Origin of the sequence: Neobacillus niacini, from assembly GCF_031456445.1 — a bacterium.
GTDB lineage: Bacteria > Bacillota > Bacilli > Bacillales > Cytobacillaceae > Neobacillus > Neobacillus niacini_I.
On sequence record NZ_JAVDUQ010000008.1, the window covers coordinates 88,529 to 106,529 of the forward strand.

Genomic DNA, 18,001 nt, shown 5'->3' on the forward strand with positions numbered 1-18,001 from the left:
CAAGATTCGTATTATGTATGAAAGGTTTTATTACCATGCTCTTAAAAAGTACATCAATAAAGTGGGTAGGTTTAATTGTTGCATTTGTTTTGATGCTGTTGCTTATTTGTGCAAGCATCATTTATGGATACACTAATACTAGTTGGCAAACGGCAGTAGATTCCTTTACAAATTATAATGGATCTAATGAACATATTATTATTCAAACCGTCAGACTTCCGCGTGCATTAATTGCTGGAGCTGTGGGGGCTAGTTTAGCCATATCAGGTGCACTGATGCAAACATTAACGAAAAATCCTTTAGCATCACCTGGGATATTTGGGATTAATGCTGGTGCTGGATTTGCAGTTGTCGTAGCAGTCAGTTTATTTTCAATCGCCGATTTGCAAGCATTTAGTTGGCTCGGCTTTCTCGGAGCAGCAGTAGCTGCCATTAGTGTTTATGCAGTCGGTTCCTTTGGGAGAGAAGGGCTTACCCCGATGAAGTTAACATTAGCGGGAGCCGCTATGGCGGCGATGTTTTCTTCCTTTACACAGGGCTTGCTTGTTATTAATGATGCTGCCCTTGAGCAAGTTCTATTTTGGCTTGCAGGCTCTGTCCAGGGACGAAAACTGGAAACTCTTCTTAATGTCCTTCCTTACTTATGCATCGGATGGATTGGAGCCATTTTGATTGCTGGAAAAATGAATGTCCTCTCAATGGGAGAGGATGTCGCTAAAGGACTTGGGTTAAACACGGGCCTTTTAAAAATAGCAGTGGGTATAATCGTCATTCTCCTTGCTGGCGGTTCCGTTGCAATTGCAGGTCCGATTGGTTTTATCGGAATTGTAGTTCCACATCTTACAAGGTCGGTAATTGGAATTGATCACCGCTGGGTCATTCCCTTATCAGGGGTTCTCGGAGCCATTCTTTTATTAGCTGCAGATATCATCGCTAGATATGTTCTTATGCCACAAGAACTTCCAGTTGGAGTGATGACGGCAATCATTGGAACTCCATTCTTTATTTATATTGCAAGAAGGGGGTTCAATGGTCGATGAGTAAGTATAAACAGTTTCGTCTTTTTAATAATAGATTGTCATTTTTAATTGACCAAAAAGCTGCCATTGTTTTTGCCTCACTCCTCCTTACCGCTTTCATTATTTTTGTCATAAGTACAGGGATTGGTGAAATGAATATAAGTCCGCTTACAGTTATAAAGGTTCTGTTTGGCGGTGGTCCTGATATGGAGTCACTTATTATTAAAACCTTTCGGTTACCAAGAATTATCGTTGCATTGATGGTAGGCATTTCGCTAGCGGTAGCAGGCGGAATATTGCAAGGAATGATACGTAATCCGCTTGCTTCACCGGATGTACTTGGAATTACTGGGGGGGCAAGTGTTTTCGTTGTCGCTTTTTTAGCCCTTTTTAGTAATAAAAATAATGCTTTAACTGTTAGTATTGAATGGTTGCCATTAGCAGCTTTTTTAGGGGCGGGTGTGATTGCCTTTTTGGTGTACTTTCTGGCATGGAAGAATGGGGTATCGCCAATTAGGCTGGTTCTGATTGGAATCGGAATATCCACTTTGATGCAGGCGTTAACGACATTCATGATGGTGATGGGACCGATTTATCAAGCTAGTCAAGCGAATATTTGGATTACGGGTACCGTTTACGGTTCCAGTTGGAAGAACGTTGCCACAATGTTGCCGTGGACCGTTACCTTTCTTATTATAGCGTTGATTGCCGCAAGAACGGTTAATATTCAAGAACTTGGTGATGAGATTGCGACAGGTCTAGGTGGAAAGGTACAAAAACAGCGATTTTTTCTATTAATGATTAGTACTGCCTTGATTGGAAGTTCCGTTGCTTTTGCCGGAGGGATCGGCTTTGTCGGTTTAATGGCGCCACATATGGCTCGAAGATTAGTGGGGGCATCCTTTGGGGCACTCCTTCCAGTTTCCGCTTTAATCGGCGGGATCCTGGTGATGGCAGCTGATTTAATTGGAAGAACACTATTTTCTCCTTTAGAGGTTCCTGCAGGGGTCTTTACGGCAGGAATTGGTGCTCCGTATTTTATCTATTTACTCTTTAAAACTAGGAATGCTTAATGAAAACATTTAAAAAGGAGCTGGCAAAAGATGCAGGCGATTGAAACAAAACGTTTATCACTTTCATATGGAGAATCCCTTATCATTGATGAGTTGGATTTGCGAATTCCAAAAGGAGAGATTACGGTTTTTATTGGTGGAAATGGCTGTGGAAAGTCCACTCTTCTCCGTTCAATTGCCCGTCTGCTTAAACCCAAATCCGGCGACGTAATTCTGGAGGGTCAAGCAATTGCAAAGCTGTCAACAAGGGATGTCGCCAAAAAGATGGCGATTCTTCCGCAATCTCCGTCTGCTCCAGAAGGATTAACGGTTCTTCAACTAGTAAAACAGGGACGTTACCCTCATCAGTCATGGCTAAAGCAATGGTCAGCAGAAGATGAGAATAAAGTAAATGATGCCTTAAAAGCCACTCGTTTAACGGGCTTAAAGGACAGGACAGTAGATTCTTTATCAGGGGGGCAAAGACAGCGTGCCTGGATTGCGATGACATTAGCACAAGATACTGAAATTGTCATTTTAGATGAACCGACAACCTATTTAGATATGACCCATCAAATTGAAATTTTGGACTTACTTTTTGAACTAAATGAAAAGAAAAAAAGAACCGTCCTGATGGTACTCCATGATCTTAATTTAGCTTGCCGATATGCTCATAATATTGTTGCAATAAAGGATGCTAAAGTATATGCACAAGGAAAACCTGAACATGTCATTAATTGCAGCCTTGTAAAAAACGTCTTTGGGATGGAATGCGAGGTTACCACGGACCCCTTATTTGGAACCCCTCTTTGCATCCCCTATGGGAAAGGAAGATGTATTCTAGAAGGTGTAGCAGCGGCAAATGGATAACCATTTAACCGCCCCGAGTTGAAATTGAGTCCAAAGCGATATAAAACATGTCCGTGCAGTCAAATTGCCAAGAATGGGAGATGTAACGATGGAGAAAGTGTTTGTTGAGCAGTTTGAAGCATTACTTGAGAAATACAGTGAACTACTCTTAGGAGAGAGCAGCAAAGACACAAAGGAAAAGGTCCGGGTTTGGGCACTATATTCACATATCGCCAAATCCATGCCAGCCCTAATCAAACATTGGCACAGCCTCCACCCGGAAGCAAAAGAACAAATGAAAGAAATTATCAATGAAATCAAACAAATGAATGAGGAACATCGTAAGAAATAAATTTCAAAAAATTCGGGAGGTGCGTGGCACCTCCCGAATTTTTTAAAAAGCTGCTATTGCATCATCCCGCCATTTGGGAACTGGTTGGTATAGCCTTGGAATTGCTGGTAGGATTGTTGAAGCTTTTGTTGTTCGGCGGCTTCGACTGCGTACCAGCCTTTTTTAAACATTAGGTTGTAAAGGTCTCTTTGGCAATTTTGTGTTTCGCTAAAGATCTGCATCATGTCCTGATAAAGACCTTGATGGCTAGCTTCATGCAAGGCCATGCTATAGGAAGTGGTCATATATTTTTCGGTTGTTAATAAATCATTGATAAAATCCCGTTCATTCATTTGCGGTGTTTTTGGAACCTGCGTTTCCGGGTTTTTGATTTTTTGCTGGTTCTGATTTTGGTTCATCATTTTCTCCCGCTCCTCTCTTATTGCATACCGTTCAATGACTGCTGTGAATTTGCGTGATGACCAAGGTGATTCAGAAGCTGCTGATAGTGACGTTGATGCATCTGTCCGCATTTTTCTGCTTCTGCTTTTAACTCTTGATCCTGACATTGCTGCGCAAAAAAATGTGCTTTTTTAGCCGCCAATAAATTCCATGACATCATATCGGTTAAATAAAGAGAATCCTTTGTTGAAATAATCCCTGGAGGCTGCTGCATGATGTTTTGTTGATTTTGCATATTCTGCTGCTGAGTATTCATGTTCTGCTGTTGCATGGATTAACCCTCCTGTGTCCATAATCTTTTACCCCATTATCCTTTGTAAAAAATGAATTTTTATGCTTCTTAAAAATGAATATTATGTGAACAAAAAGCAGGCTGAATGAATCAGCCTGCTTTATCTCTTTTTAAACTGATTGTTTTGGCTGTTCCTTTTACCGCCGCCGTCATTTTCGACGTTAGGACCAGCATCCCCCTGGACGCTTGCTGCACTTACCCCTGCCTTGGAGGGGTTTTTCTTTATTTTGCCCATAAATATCACCTCAAAAAATAGAATGCCCATTGATCCATTTTTATTGTATTAAACCCATGAAAAAATAATTTTCAAAAAAATTTCAATTTTCCGCGTTTATAGATTGCGCAAATTTTTAAAATCTTTTATAGTTATTAGTAACAGAACTCATTCAGGCAAATTTTTTTAATCAAAAAATGAATGAGTATTCATTCAAGGTATTGAAGGGGGAGACAATGTTGAACCAACTAATTAAAAAAGCAGCTATTCTAGGATCTGGGGTCATGGGCTCAGGGATTGCTGCCCATCTGGCAAACATCGGCATTCCAACACTTTTATTGGATATTGTGCCTCGAGAATTAACGGAAGAAGAAAAAGCAAAAGGGCTTAGTCTAGAAGACAAACAAGTTCGAAATCGTATTAGTCATACATCCATTCAAAAGCTTTTAAAACAAAAACCGGCACCATTAACAGTGAAAAAAAATCTTGCCCTTATTGAGGCGGGGAACCTTGAAGATGATTTAAGCAAATTAAAGGATGTGGACTGGGTCATCGAGGTGGTAGTTGAAAATTTAACTGTCAAAAAGCAGGTATTTGAGCGTGTTGATCAATATCGTAAGCCAGGCAGTATCATTAGTTCAAATACATCCGGAATCTCCGTCGAAGCAATGGTCGAAGGCAGATCAGAGGATTTTAAAAAGCATTTCCTTGGAACTCATTTTTTCAATCCTCCAAGATACTTAAAATTGCTTGAGGTCATCCCAACTCAATATACAGACCCTGAAGTTCTTGCCTTCATGAAAACCTTTGGCGAGGATGTTCTGGGAAAAGGTGTTGTCGTTGCAAAGGATACACCAAACTTTATTGCAAACCGCATCGGTACGTATGGTCTTCTGGTTACGGTTCAGGAAATGCTAAAAGGCGGCTACAGTGTCGGTGAAGTCGATTCTATCACTGGTCCATTGGTTGGCCGTCCAAAGAGTGCGACCTTCCGTACATTGGATGTGGTTGGTCTCGATACGTTTGTTCATGTCGCGGGCAATGTATATGAACAAGTAGCAGGTAAGGAAAAGGATGTATTTGAGGTACCAGCCTTCATGAAATCAATGCTTGAAAAAGGCTGGCTTGGCAGCAAATCCGGGCAAGGTTTCTTTCTGAAAAAAGGCAAAGAAATTCTTGAACTTGATCCCAATACATTAGAATACGGTCCGCGTAAAAAGTTATCTACACCAGCAGTTGAACTTAGTAAACAGGAAAAGGGCAGTACGAATAAATTGAAAGCGCTTGTATATGCCGAGGATCGTGCCGGTGAGCTTTTATGGAATATATTCAGTCCGACTCTCGTTTATTCCGCTCATTTATTAGGTGAAATTGCCGATACAATCGTTGCCATTGACCGTGCAATGAAATGGGGTTTCGGCTGGGAAATGGGTCCATTTGAAACATGGGATGCCATTGGCGTAGAAAAATCCGTTCAAAAAATGAAAGAAAACGGACTTGAAGTACCTGCTTGGGTTACGGAAATGCTTGAAAAAGGAATTACTTCTTTTTACAAAGAAGAATCCTTCTACCATAACGGAGAGTATAAATCGGTTGAATTTAATCCAAAGGTAATGGATTTGAAAAAGCTTAAAAAACAAAAAGGTGTCATTAAGAAAAATAGTGGCGCAAGCTTAATCGATATCGGTGACGGTGTTGCACTTCTCGAATTCCATTCTTCAAATAATGCAATTGGCCTTGATATCATTCAAATGATCAATTTCGCTATCGACGAAGTGGAGAAAAACTACAAAGGTTTGGTCATTGGTAACCAAGGAAAAAACTTCTGTGTAGGCGCAAACTTGGCCATGATGTTGATGGAAGCCCAGGACGATAATATTTACGAATTGGATATGGTCGTCCGTCATTTCCATCAAGCGATGATGAAAATTAAATACAGCTCCAAACCAGTAGTTGCAGCACCATTTGCAATGACACTCGGCGGAGGAGCAGAAGTTTGTTTACCGGCTGCTCACATCCAGGCATCTGCCGAGACCTATATGGGACTTGTGGAAGTCGGTGTCGGTTTAATCCCTGGTGGCGGCGGAAATAAGGAGCTTTATATAAAGCATTTAGAAAATCTTCCAAATGGTGTGCCATTTGATCTGCAAAATGTCGCAAATAAAGTTTTTGAAACGATTGCAATGGCTAAGGTGTCAACCTCCGGTGAGGGAGCACGAGAAAATAATTTCTTAGATCTTGCTGATGGGATCAGTGTAAATAGCGATCACCAGCTATATGACGCGAAGCAGGCAGTCCTTGCCCTCCATGAAAAAGGCTATAAACCAAAAGTTCGCAGAAAAGTACCTGTTGTTGGAGAAACTGGTTATGCAACCCTTTTACTTGGTGCAGAGGGAATGTTCCTATCGGGCTATATCTCCGAGCATGACTTAAAGATCGCCAAAAAGCTTGCATATGTCATCGCTGGCGGTAAGGTTCCATTTGGTACCGAGGTAGATGAGAATTATCTTTTGGATTTAGAAAGAGAAGCATTCCTAAGCCTTGTGGCAGAGCCAAAATCTCAGCAGCGTATGCAGCACATGCTCGCAAAAGGAAAGCCGTTAAGAAATTAAAATAATAGATTCTTATTTTGTCAAAATAAAAGAAAGAGAGGGAACGTAATGAGAGAAGCGGTCATAGTAGCCGGAGCTCGGACCCCGGTAGGTAAGGCGAAGAAAGGAACGCTTGCCCATGTTCGCCCTGATGACTTGGGAGCATTGGTGATAAAAGAAACATTAAAGCGTGCCGGAAATTATGAAGGAAATATCGATGATTTAATCATAGGCTGTGCAATGCCTGAGGCCGAACAAGGAAATAACATGGCACGTAATATTGGTGCCTTGGCAGGACTACCTTATACGGTTCCGGCCATTACCATTAATCGTTTTTGTTCTTCCGGTCTCCAAGCCATTGCCTATGCAGCGCAAGGAATAATGCTTGGTCATACCGATACGGCAATTGCCGGTGGAGCGGAATCAATGAGCATGATTCCCATGATGGGCCATGTCGTTCGTCCGAATATAAAATTGGCGGAAAGAGCACCGCAATATTATATGAGCATGGGCCACACAGCTGAACAAGTGGCCAAAAAATATGGAATAACCCGTGAAGATCAGGATGCATTTGCGGTACGAAGCCACGGGCGTGCGGCAAAGGCGATTCAAGAAGGAAAGTTTGTCGATGAAATTGTTCCGGTCGATGTTACCATTCGCACAGTTGGAAATGACAATAAACTTGTTGAAAAAACGATTCAATTTTCACAAGATGAGGGAGTCCGACCTGGTACTAACCTTGAAACGCTTGCGAAGCTTCGTCCGGCCTTCTCAGTAACTGGCTCTGTTACGGCGGGTAATGCTTCCCAAACAAGTGATGGAGCGGCCGCTGTGATGGTCATGGATCGTGAAAAAGCTGAATCGCTTGGACTAAAACCACTGGCAAAATTCAGATCCTTTGCCGTTGACGGTGTTCCGCCGGAAATAATGGGCGTAGGTCCGGTTGTTGCCGTTCCAAAAGCAGTAAAGCTCGCAGGTTTGGAACTTTCCGATATCAACTTATTTGAATTAAATGAAGCGTTTGCTTCCCAATCACTTCAAGTTATTCGTGAGCTTGGTCTTGATGAAGAAAGAGTGAACGTAAATGGCGGAGCCATTGCACTTGGTCACCCGCTAGGTTGTACAGGTGCCAAGCTTACATTGTCACTTATTCATGAACTGAAACGCAGAAATGAACAATTTGGTGTTGTTACGATGTGTATTGGCGGAGGAATGGGCGCTGCCGGCGTATTCGAACTTCTTTAAACCCAAATTTATTAATATCAGGAGGAATTTTTATGACAAACCAAACAGAAAAAATCATTAAAGGCGGAAGCTTTTTAATTGAAGATGTTTCATATGACCGTGTATTTACACCGGAAGATTTTTCGGATGAGCAAAAAATGATTGCCAAGACAACTGAGGACTTTGTAGAAAATGAAGTGCTTCCACAAGTTGAATATTTAGAAAAACATGAATTTGATCGTACTGTAAAACTCTTAAAAGAAGCAGGGGAACTTGGACTTCTAGGAGCGGATGTGCCGGAAGAATATGAAGGATTAGGATTAGACAAAGTAAGCTCATCCCTAATCACAGAAAAAATGGCCAAAGCAGGCGGATTCTCACTTTCACATGGTGCACATGTCGGAATTGGTTCCCTTCCAATTGTTTTGTTCGGAAACGAAGAACAAAAGAAAAAATATTTACCAACACTTGCTTCAGGTGAAAAACTTGCTGCCTATGCATTGACAGAGCCGGGTTCAGGTTCAGATGCCCTTGGTGCAAAAACAACAGCAAAATTAAATGCTGAAGGAACTCACTATATCTTAAATGGTGAGAAGCAATGGATTACAAATGCCGGATTTGCCGATGTATTCTGTGTTTATGCAAAAGTGGATGGCGAGCATTTCACCGCATTCATCGTTGAAAGAGATTTCCCAGGTGTTTCGACTGGTGCGGAAGAAAAGAAAATGGGAATTAAGAGTTCTTCCACTCGGACCCTGATTCTTCAGGATGTACCGGTTCCAAAAGAAAACCTATTAGGAGAATTCGGCAGGGGGCATGTCATTGCCTTTAATATTTTGAACATTGGCCGTTATAAGCTTGCGATCGGTGCTGTTGGCGGTTCGAAAAATGCCTTTGAAATGACCGTAAAATACGCAAATGGACGTCAGCAATTCAAAACACCGATTTCTCAGTTTAACTTAACGAAGGAGAAATTCGGTACATTGGCATCAAAGATTTATGCTGCTGAGAGCTCCGTGTACCGCACGGTTGGATTGTATGAAGAAAACCAAGGGCAGCTTTCAACAGAGGAAGCAAAAGATATTAAATTAGTCGCTAATTCCATTGCTGAATATGCAATCGAATGCTCCCTAAATAAATTCTTTGCAAGTGAAGTTTTGGATAAGGTTGTGGACGAAGGCGTTCAAATCCATGGCGGCTACGGCTTCATGCAGGAATATCCAATTGAAAGAGCCTACCGTGACTCCCGTATTAACCGAATCTTTGAAGGAACAAATGAAATCAACCGACTCCTTGTACCGGGAACATTTGTGAAAAAGGCAATGAAAGGCGAACTGCCATTATTTCAAAAAGCATTACAGCTGCAGGAAGAATTAATGATGTTAATGCCGGAAGAACCAGGTGACGCGCCGCTTGCACAAGAAAAATATTTAGTGAAAAATGCAAAGAAAATCGGTTTGTTAGCTGCTGGTTTAGCTGCACAAAAATATGGCAAAGCACTTGAAAAAGAGCAAGAGGTTCTGTCCAATATTGCCGATCTTGTATCCAATGCCTATGCAATGGAATCAGTCGTATTACGTACGGAAAAAGCGATTGCCAAATCTGGAGTGGAGAAGAATCAACAAAAGCTGCTTTATACACAAATTTTCTGTCAAGAAGCCTTTAATGAAATCGAGCAGATTGCAAAAGAAACATTGGTGGCAATTGAACAAGGCGATACACTTCGCATTATGTTGTCTTCGCTTCGTAAATTTACCCGCCATACCCCGATTAATGTTATTGCGAAAAAACGTGAAGCAGCAGATGTTATCATTGATGCTGAACGCTTTATCGTTTAATTCTCATCAAGCTTCCTTCTTTTTAGAAGGGAGTTTTCTTTTTGTTATATAAAATTAAAGGGCTGGAAGGAATTTTCGCGAAGAAAGTCGAATTTTTTGTAATGGATTAGAAGAAAGATTCCGATTAAATTCCTCATTTGCACGATTGATTTAAAATTATCTTATTATTGTGCTATTTTTATATTAGGAATTTCGACTCCGTTATGGTAAGATTCAATTGTCACTCTGAAGTTTAATTTTGGAAAAGAGGGCGGTGAAACAGATGTCTCTGACTTTTTACTGGTACCCAAAATGCGGAACCTGTCGAAAGGCGAAGAAATGGCTGGATGATCATCATCTTTCTTACAAAGAAATACATATTGTTGAAAATCCCCCTTCTAAAGAGGAGTTAGCGGGATTTTACCAAAAAAGCGGTTTGGAGCTTAAAAAATTCTTTAATACTAGCGGTCAAAAATACCGTGAATTAGGAATTAAAGATAAAGTGAAGTCTGCATCCGATGATGAATTACTTACCTTACTTGCATCAGATGGGATGTTAATCAAAAGGCCGATTCTAACAGATGGAGAAAAGGTTACCGTCGGCTTTAAAGAAGAAGAGTATGAGGAAAAATGGTTGTAAGCGTTTAATTTATACTTTTCTCATCTTCATTATGGAAATCGATTTTTATCGATATAGATTTTAGAAAAATTAATGGAGGGATTTTCGAATGAGTACACCAAAGGATTTACGTTATTCAGAAGAACATGAATGGGTAAAGGTTGAGGGAGAAAAAGTGCGTGTTGGAATCACGGACTTTGCACAGCATGAACTAGGAGATATTGTATTCGTTGAGCTTCCTGAAGTGGGCGATGAAATTTCTGCCGACCAACCATTTGGCAGCGTTGAGTCTGTTAAAACCGTTTCTGAGCTTTACGCACCAGTTAGCGGCAAAATCGTTGAAATTAACGAAGATTTGAGTGACAACCCTGAATATGTAAACGAATCTCCATATGAAAAGGCATGGATGATTGTGGTTGAGGTTTCCGACAGCAGCGAATTGGACAAGTTAATGACTGCTGAACAATACGAAGAAATGATTAATGAATAATTATGTAATCCAAGCACCTTGATATCAGGGTGCTTTTTTCACTTTATTACCATATTTCAAAAAGTATATTAGGATATAAATAATACAATATAACAGGAAATACCTTCATTTTTTAAAAGTATCTTCATTTCCTTATTTTTTTAATAAAAATGGACATAAAAGCAAGGCTCACGTTATATGTATATCTAGAATATGTTAACATAAAAAAAAGACTTCATTATACAGGTGATGATATGAATGACTCATATGTTGACAAGGTTCTTATTGTGGAAGGAACATCTGATAAAAGAAAGGTCAAAAGAATTGTAAAGGAACCTGTTGAAATCATATGTACCAATGGGACCATTAGCATTACAAAGTTAGATGAATTAATTGATTTTCTTGAGGACAAGGATGTCTATATTCTAGTTGATGCGGATGCAGCCGGAGAAAAACTTCGGAAACAGTTTAAAAGGGAATTTCCCGAAGCTGAACATATCTATATTGACCGAGCATACCGTGAAGTGGCAACAGCCCCTGAGCACCACCTTGCGACCGTCTTGTTAGGGGCAAATATTGACGTTCATACACAATTTTTGGAGAATTGCTGAGTAAATCATGAACGAATGGAATCGTGATGAATTCTCATCATTTATAGAAAATAAATCGACAGGGTTTGTGTACTTTTATACCCCTCTATGCGGAACCTGTCAGGTAGCTTCAAGGATGCTGCAAATCGTTGAACAAATGGTGGACCTCAATATGGGGAAAATGAATTTAAATTTTTCCCCTGATTATGGGAAAAGCTTATGTATTGAAAGTGTTCCGTGTTTAATGTTTATTCACGATGGTCAAGTGGTTGAATTGCTCTACGCTTTCCGCTCTGTCCCTTATTTGCTGGAAAAAATCAAAGAAAATCTAACATAAAACAGATGCTGCTTGCAGCATCTGTTTTAATTTGTCGACAGGTTTTGAAAGGATTATCGTTCCAATTGCTGAATTAGTTAGTTAAGCGAATGGAACGGAGTGATGAAGATGATGGAAATGATTCAAAGCTTTCTGACCAAGGTTAAAGAGTGTAATCATGTACGATCTTTACTAAATAAAGAGGATTGTCTGTTGGTCCATTTTATTTGCGGGCAGCAAAACATCGAAGTTATTTTAAAAAATGGAGAATGCACTTTACTGCATGATCCAAGCGAAAGCTTTATAAAATGTGAAATCTATGGGGATGAAGAAACGGTTGAACAGCTTCTTTCCGGTGAAAGGAAATTAAGGTTTCTCATGCAAAACGGGCGGCTGCAGGTTATGGCTTCTTTCCGAACATTGCTGCTTTTGGAGGCGCTTTTTTATTTAACGAAAATAGACACAAAATCTTTAAATATAATCTAAATAAACCTATTGACTCTATCGGAATAAAGGTGTATTATCTGTTTAAATATTCAATCAATAGTGATAATTCAATAAATATTCTTATCAAGAGCGGTGGAGGGACTGGCCCTATGATGCCCGGCAACCGGTTTTTACACGGTGCTAATTCCAGCAGAGCAATATGCTCTGAAAAGATAAGAAGAGCAAGCCTCCTCTTCTTATGAAGCGGGGGTTTATTTTTTTAAAAAGGAGTGCATTAGTGTGGGAGTCGATCAAAAGAAATTACGTTTTGAAACTTTAAGTGTTCATGGAGGCTTATCTCCAGATCCTGTAACAGGTGCTCGTGCTGTCCCGATTTATCAAAACAATGCCTATCAATTCAAAAGCACAGAACATGCCGCTAACTTATTTGCGTTAGCAGAACCTGGTTACATATATACACGCATTCACAACCCTACAACAACTGTTTTCGAAGAAAGAGTTGCCTTATTAGAAGGCGGCGTAGGAGCCCTTGCGGTTGCAAGTGGGATGGCTGCCATTACCTTAGCGATTTTAAACCTTGCTCAAGCAGGAGATGAAATTATCGCTGCATCCACATTATACGGCGGCACCTACAATCTTTTTGCAGTAACACTTCCAAAATACGGAATTAACGTAAAATTCGTTGATCCTGAAAATCCTGAAAACTTTCGCGCTGCTATCACGGATAAAACAAAAGCGGTTTTCGCTGAAACAATCGGTAATCCAAGTTTAACCATATTAGATATTGAAAAAGTGGCCGATATTGCCCACGAGGCAGGTGTTCCACTGATTATCGACAACACCTTTGCAACACCCTATCTTTGCCGTCCGATTGAACACGGGGCAGACATTGTTGTGCACTCTGCTACGAAATGGCTGTTGGGAAATGGTACGACAACCGGCGGGATAATTGTAGACGGTGGTAAGTTTGATTGGAATTCGCCGAAATTCCCAGGCTTTACAACACCTGATGCAAGCTATCATGATCTGGTTTATGCAGAGGCACTTGGTGCGGTTGCCTATATCATCAAAGCGCGTGTGCAATTATTGCGCGACTTAGGTCCTGCTTTAAGTCCGCAAAATGCTTTCCAATTTGTTCTTGGACTTGAAACCCTTCATGTCCGTATGAAAGAGCATGTTGCCAATACGAAACAGATTGTTGATTATTTAGTAAACCATCCTGCGGTTGCATGGGTCTCCTATCCAGGACATCCATCACATCCTGACCATGAACTGGCTAAAAAATATTTACCAAAAGGTGCAGGTTCAATGGTTGTATTCGGAATTAAGGGTGGAAAGGAAGCAGGGGCTAAGTTAATTGATTCGATTACTCTCTGGGCACATGTGGCCAATGTAGGGGATGCGAAGAGCTTAATCATCCACCCGGCAAGTACAACACACCAGCAATTGGACGCTGAAGGTCTTAAAGCAGCCGGTGTATCTGAAGATTTAATTCGTCTTTCCATTGGTATTGAAAATGTGGAGGATTTAATTGAAGATCTTGAATTCGCCATTGCAGCAGCAACAGGGCTGACGTCTTTAACCGCAAATGCCTAATAATACCATATTTGATTTTTTCTAAATATGTAGAATTTTCATTGACACCTCTTTTTATCCATGATACGATTGCTTTCGTAATAAAATGATTGCGACATTCATGTGTGTTAATTGAATATAGGATGCTTAATGCTCTTATCGAGAGAGGTGGAGGGATGTGCCCGATGAAGCCCGGCAACCGTCAATTTTATTGAAATGGTGCCAATTCACACAAAGCTTTTTGCTTTGAGAGATGGGAGAAAGGTTAATTTTCTTATGCCTTTCTGCCTGTGCAGAAAGGCATTTTTATTTTACTAAGATAGAATGTTTTATTTTAAACTTCAAACCCTATGTTTAAGTGACACTCTAGCAATTGTGAATTTTTAATTTGCACGTATTTTAGAAAAAAAGAAGGTGAATTCGATGATTTCTATAAAAAATGTCCGAAAAATTTTTCCTTCGAAACAAGGACAGTTAAAAGCAGTAGACGATGTGAACCTTGAAATAAACCAAGGAGAAATTTTTGGGGTAATTGGTTATAGTGGTGCCGGTAAAAGTACGCTTATTCGTATGTTAAACGGACTGGAGCTTCCTACAGAAGGCTCGGTTACCGTTGCCGGCCGGGAAATTTCAAAAATCAAAGGCAGTGATTTACGAAAAGCTCGCCAAGAAATCAGCATGATTTTCCAGCACTTTAATTTACTTTGGTCAAGAACAGTAAGTGAGAATATTGAGTTCCCATTAGAAATTGCCGGGGTAAATAAAGCGGAAAGAGTAAAGCGCGTGGGAGAGCTGGTTAAACTAGTCGGTCTCGAAGGCAGGGAAAACGCTTATCCCTCGCAGCTAAGCGGCGGTCAAAAGCAAAGAGTGGGTATTGCCCGTGCTTTGGCGAATAACCCAAAAGTATTGCTTTGCGATGAGGCAACTTCAGCACTTGATCCGCAGACGACGGATTCAATCCTTGACTTGTTGGTCGATATCAATAAAAGACTTGGTTTAACGATTGTTTTAATCACCCATGAGATGCATGTGATTCGTAAAATCTGCCACCGGGTAGCTGTGATGGAAGCCGGCAGAGTTGTAGAGCTTGGTCCGGTGTTAGATGTGTTTAAAAACCCGCAGCAGCCGATTACAAAACGCTTTGTTCAGCAGGTAACAGAACCGGAAGAGACAAAAGAAACTGCTGAGCATTTGCTTGAACTTTATCCACATGGGCAAGTGGTGCAGCTCTCTTTTGTGGGGGAAGCAACAGAACAGCCATTAATTACAAACGTAATCCGGGATTTCGATGTTGTCGTAAATATTCTTCAAGGGAAAATTTCGCATACGCAAAACGGATCATACGGAACATTATTTATCCATTTGGATGGACAATCTAATGAAATTCAGAAAGCCATCAATTATATTCACTCACAGCAAGTTGGCGTGGAGGTGATCAGTAATGGCTAACCTAATGGAAATGGTAAATTGGGACGAATTAATAGCAGCAACACGTGAAACCATTTATATGACTTTTATTTCAGTGTTTGCAACATTTGTTTTAGGGTTATTACTAGGCTTGTTGTTATTTTTAACAGCTAAAGGTAATTTATGGGCAAATCGAACAGTTAATGTCATTATAGCTGGCTTTGTTAATATTTTTAGGTCGATTCCATTTATTATCTTAATTGTTTTATTAATTCCATTTACAAAATTAATGCTTGGGACGATGCTCGGTCCAGATGCGGCGATGCCGGCCCTGATTATTGGAGCAGCTCCTTTTTATGCAAGAATGGTGGAAATTGCCCTTAGGGAAATCGATAAAGGTGTTATTGAGGCATCGCAATCGATGGGAGCAACACATGGCCGTATTATATTTAAAGTATTAATACCGGAATCTTTGCCAGCATTAATTTCAGGGATAACTGTAACGGCTATTTCGCTAGTTAGCTTTACAGCGATGGCTGGAGTCATTGGAGCCGGCGGACTTGGGAATTTTGCCTACCTTGAAGGTTTTCAGCGCAATAGACCATTTGTCACGTTGGTAGCAACGATTGCGATTTTAATTTTAGTTTTTATTATCCAATTTATTGGAGATTATTTTACAAAGAAAACAGATAAACGATAAAAGGAGGAATTAGAAATGAAGAAAGTATTTAGTCTCATTTTCGTTGCATTATTAACATTTGCTCTAACAGCGTGCTCAGGTGCAAAAAATGATACGGCAAAGAATGATGGTAACAAAAAATTAGTCGTTGGTGCTTCTGCTGTACCGCATGCGGAAGTGCTTGAAGCTGCAAAACCTTTATTAAAGAAAAAAGGAATTGACCTTGAAATAAAAGTTTTTCAAGATTATGTTCTTCCAAATGTAGCATTAAGGGATAAAGAACTTGATGCAAACTACTTCCAGACACCAGGTTATTTAGCACTTCAAATGAAAGAAAACAAGGATTTTCATTTTGTGAGTGTTGGTGAAATCCATAAGGAACCAATTGGAATTTATTCTAAAAAATATAAAAGCTTAAAAGACCTTCCAACCGGTGCGAAAATTATTATGAGTAATTCACTTAGTGATCATGGCCGTATTTTACCTATTTTTGAAAAAGCAGGTTTAATTAAGCTTAAAAAAGGCGTTGGCGCGAATGCAAGAGTAGAGGATATTGTTTCCAATCCAAAGAAACTCGATTTCTCAACTTTAATTGAAGCGAAATTATTAGCTTCTTCTTTCCAAAGCGGTGAAGGTGATGCGGTTGTTATTAATACGAACTACGCATTAGAAGGCGGTATTGACATCAAAAAGTATGGAATTGCATTTGAAGGTAGTGATGTAGTTCCAGCAAATCTTGTTGTTGTTCGCTCTGAGGACAAGGACCGTCCAGAAATTAAAACACTTATTGAAGTTCTTAAATCAAAAGAAATTCAAAAATTCATTAAAGATAAGTACCATGGTGCCGTTTTGGCAGCAGAATAAATGAAATGGAACCAGTGCAAGCAGGCACTGGTTCTTTCTATGTGCTTTGCTCCAGAGACTATCTTTTCTTTATGATTACATTACCTTACATGAAACCAATTCTTTATGAGAAAAATAAATTGAATTTGAATTTTATTACCTTGGCAATTGATTAAATAATAAGGTATCATTTTACTCGGGTGTTTTTTACATAATTGATTGTCTGAATTTTTACAAAATTATTCTCATTTAAGGTACTTCCACTGAAAATCATTTCACGTTAACACTGTTTAGGAGTTGCTATCAGATTCTATTTGTTATAAGATTGTAATGAGAATAGAATGAGAATAGATTTTTTAAGTATTGCGTTCTATAAGATACAATAACTTTCTTTTCGGAGGTATAGATATGGCTGGTTCAACATTAACAATCAAGGATCTACATGTAGAGATTGATGGAAAAGAAATTTTAAAAGGTGTAAACCTTGAAGTAAAAGGTGGAGAAATCCACGCAATCATGGGTCCAAATGGTACAGGTAAATCGACCTTATCATCAGCGATCATGGGTCATCCAAAATATGAGGTAACAAGCGGAAACATCATTTTAGACGGTCAGAACGTTCTCGAAATGGAAGTAGATGAACGTGCTCGTGCGGGTCTATTTTTAGCCATGCAATACCCAAGTGAGATTAACGGGGTAACCAATGCCGATTTTTTACGTTCGGCAATCAATAGCCGCCTTGGCGAAGGAAATGAAATCTCACTCATGAAATTTATCCGTAAAATGGATAAACAAATGGAATTCCTTGAAATGGACCTTAATATGGCGCAGCGTTATTTAAATGAAGGATTCTCTGGCGGTGAGAAGAAGCGTAATGAAATTCTTCAATTAATGATGCTTGAACCGAAAATGGCGATCTTAGATGAAATTGACTCTGGTCTTGACATCGATGCCTTAAAGGTTGTTTCAAAAGGAATTAATGAAATGCGCGGTGAGGATTTCGGATGCTTAGTCATTACTCACTATCAACGACTTTTAAACTATATCACTCCTGACTACGTGCATGTAATGATGCAAGGCCGTATCGTGAAATCAGGCGGTCCAGAACTTGCACAACGCTTAGAAGCAGAAGGATATGACTGGATCAAGAAAGAACTTGGAATTGAAGATGAAACAGTTGAGCAAGCTTAAGTAAGCGTTAGGAG

Annotated in this window: 20 protein-coding genes and 2 riboswitches; of the genes, 17 read left to right on the forward strand and 3 right to left on the reverse strand. The window is 39.9% G+C overall.

Features of this window, described 5'->3' with window-relative positions:
* The first annotated feature begins 35 nt into the window (after window positions 1–35).
* From J2Y67_RS09715 to J2Y67_RS09730, 4 genes are all read left to right on the forward strand, one after another.
* On the forward strand, window positions 36–1,040 hold the full coding sequence (locus tag J2Y67_RS09715; protein ID WP_310173438.1) for a FecCD family ABC transporter permease: 1,005 nt from the start codon (window positions 36–38) through the stop codon (window positions 1,038–1,040).
* A complete protein-coding gene (locus J2Y67_RS09720) occupies window positions 1,037–2,092 on the forward strand; it encodes a FecCD family ABC transporter permease (protein ID WP_310173327.1) in 1,056 nt (351 codons plus the stop codon). Before J2Y67_RS09715 ends, J2Y67_RS09720 begins: the two co-directional genes overlap by 4 nt.
* 30 nt (window positions 2,093–2,122) lie before the next feature.
* A complete protein-coding gene (locus J2Y67_RS09725) occupies window positions 2,123–2,941 on the forward strand; it encodes an ABC transporter ATP-binding protein (RefSeq protein ID WP_310173329.1) in 819 nt (272 codons plus the stop codon).
* A gap of 88 nt (window positions 2,942–3,029) precedes the next feature.
* Window positions 3,030–3,272: a DUF2573 family protein gene (locus J2Y67_RS09730; protein WP_310173331.1), complete on the forward strand. Its 243-nt coding sequence runs from the start codon at window positions 3,030–3,032 to the stop codon at window positions 3,270–3,272.
* A 53-nt stretch (window positions 3,273–3,325) separates the two neighbouring features.
* On the opposite strand, the gene J2Y67_RS09735 is transcribed toward J2Y67_RS09730, so the two are convergent.
* The 3 genes from J2Y67_RS09735 to J2Y67_RS09745 form a co-directional block, all read right to left on the reverse strand.
* Window positions 3,326–3,670 carry a spore coat protein gene (locus J2Y67_RS09735; RefSeq protein WP_310173440.1) on the reverse strand — a complete coding sequence of 115 codons (345 nt, stop codon included), beginning with the start codon at window positions 3,668–3,670 and terminating at the stop codon, window positions 3,326–3,328.
* 20 nt (window positions 3,671–3,690) lie between these two features.
* A complete protein-coding gene (locus J2Y67_RS09740) occupies window positions 3,691–3,984 on the reverse strand; it encodes a hypothetical protein (RefSeq protein ID WP_310173333.1) in 294 nt (97 codons plus the stop codon).
* A gap of 121 nt (window positions 3,985–4,105) precedes the next feature.
* Window positions 4,106–4,240 carry a YuzL family protein gene (locus J2Y67_RS09745; RefSeq protein WP_310173334.1) on the reverse strand — a complete coding sequence of 45 codons (135 nt, stop codon included), beginning with the start codon at window positions 4,238–4,240 and terminating at the stop codon, window positions 4,106–4,108.
* 215 nt (window positions 4,241–4,455) lie between these two features.
* On the opposite strand from J2Y67_RS09745, the gene J2Y67_RS09750 reads away from it, so the two are divergent.
* The 13 genes from J2Y67_RS09750 (at window position 4,456) to sufC (ending at window position 17,987) form a co-directional block, all read left to right on the forward strand.
* Entirely contained in the window at window positions 4,456–6,831 is a 2,376-nt protein-coding gene (locus J2Y67_RS09750; protein ID WP_310173336.1) for a 3-hydroxyacyl-CoA dehydrogenase/enoyl-CoA hydratase family protein, read from the forward strand.
* Between the two features lie 48 nt (window positions 6,832–6,879).
* On the forward strand, window positions 6,880–8,055 hold the full coding sequence (locus J2Y67_RS09755) for an acetyl-CoA C-acetyltransferase (protein WP_310173338.1): 1,176 nt from the start codon (window positions 6,880–6,882) through the stop codon (window positions 8,053–8,055).
* A gap of 32 nt (window positions 8,056–8,087) precedes the next feature.
* Entirely contained in the window at window positions 8,088–9,872 is a 1,785-nt protein-coding gene (locus tag J2Y67_RS09760) for an acyl-CoA dehydrogenase family protein (protein WP_310173340.1), read from the forward strand.
* Window positions 9,873–10,134: 262 nt separating this feature from the next.
* A complete protein-coding gene (locus J2Y67_RS09765; protein WP_310173342.1) occupies window positions 10,135–10,491 on the forward strand; it encodes an arsenate reductase family protein in 357 nt (118 codons plus the stop codon).
* Window positions 10,492–10,579: 88 nt separating this feature from the next.
* On the forward strand, window positions 10,580–10,960 hold the full coding sequence (gcvH, locus tag J2Y67_RS09770; protein WP_310173345.1) for a glycine cleavage system protein GcvH: 381 nt from the start codon (window positions 10,580–10,582) through the stop codon (window positions 10,958–10,960).
* A gap of 233 nt (window positions 10,961–11,193) precedes the next feature.
* On the forward strand, window positions 11,194–11,550 hold the full coding sequence (locus J2Y67_RS09775) for a toprim domain-containing protein (protein ID WP_310173347.1): 357 nt from the start codon (window positions 11,194–11,196) through the stop codon (window positions 11,548–11,550).
* 7 nt (window positions 11,551–11,557) lie between these two features.
* Window positions 11,558–11,866, forward strand: coding sequence for a thioredoxin family protein (locus J2Y67_RS09780; protein WP_310173348.1), 309 nt, complete (start codon window positions 11,558–11,560; stop codon window positions 11,864–11,866).
* Window positions 11,867–11,974: 108 nt separating this feature from the next.
* Window positions 11,975–12,331 carry a hypothetical protein gene (locus J2Y67_RS09785; protein WP_310173350.1) on the forward strand — a complete coding sequence of 119 codons (357 nt, stop codon included), beginning with the start codon at window positions 11,975–11,977 and terminating at the stop codon, window positions 12,329–12,331.
* A gap of 78 nt (window positions 12,332–12,409) precedes the next feature.
* Window positions 12,410–12,511: riboswitch (SAM riboswitch) on the forward strand.
* 60 nt (window positions 12,512–12,571) lie between these two features.
* Window positions 12,572–13,888, forward strand: a complete 1,317-nt coding sequence (locus tag J2Y67_RS09790; RefSeq protein WP_310173351.1) for an O-acetylhomoserine aminocarboxypropyltransferase/cysteine synthase family protein — start codon at window positions 12,572–12,574, stop codon at window positions 13,886–13,888.
* A gap of 132 nt (window positions 13,889–14,020) precedes the next feature.
* Window positions 14,021–14,127, forward strand: a riboswitch (SAM riboswitch).
* A gap of 163 nt (window positions 14,128–14,290) precedes the next feature.
* Window positions 14,291–15,316 (forward strand): methionine ABC transporter ATP-binding protein, encoded by a 1,026-nt coding sequence (locus tag J2Y67_RS09795; protein WP_310173354.1) that lies wholly within the window; start codon window positions 14,291–14,293, stop codon window positions 15,314–15,316.
* Window positions 15,309–15,974, forward strand: a complete 666-nt coding sequence (locus J2Y67_RS09800) for a methionine ABC transporter permease (protein ID WP_310173356.1) — start codon at window positions 15,309–15,311, stop codon at window positions 15,972–15,974. The genes J2Y67_RS09795 and J2Y67_RS09800 overlap by 8 nt, the downstream gene beginning before the upstream one ends.
* A gap of 15 nt (window positions 15,975–15,989) precedes the next feature.
* Window positions 15,990–16,817: a MetQ/NlpA family ABC transporter substrate-binding protein gene (locus tag J2Y67_RS09805; RefSeq protein WP_310173358.1), complete on the forward strand. Its 828-nt coding sequence runs from the start codon at window positions 15,990–15,992 to the stop codon at window positions 16,815–16,817.
* 387 nt (window positions 16,818–17,204) lie between these two features.
* Window positions 17,205–17,987, forward strand: a complete 783-nt coding sequence (sufC, locus tag J2Y67_RS09810; RefSeq protein WP_026576037.1) for a Fe-S cluster assembly ATPase SufC — start codon at window positions 17,205–17,207, stop codon at window positions 17,985–17,987.
* Window positions 17,988–18,001: the final 14 nt, after the last annotated feature.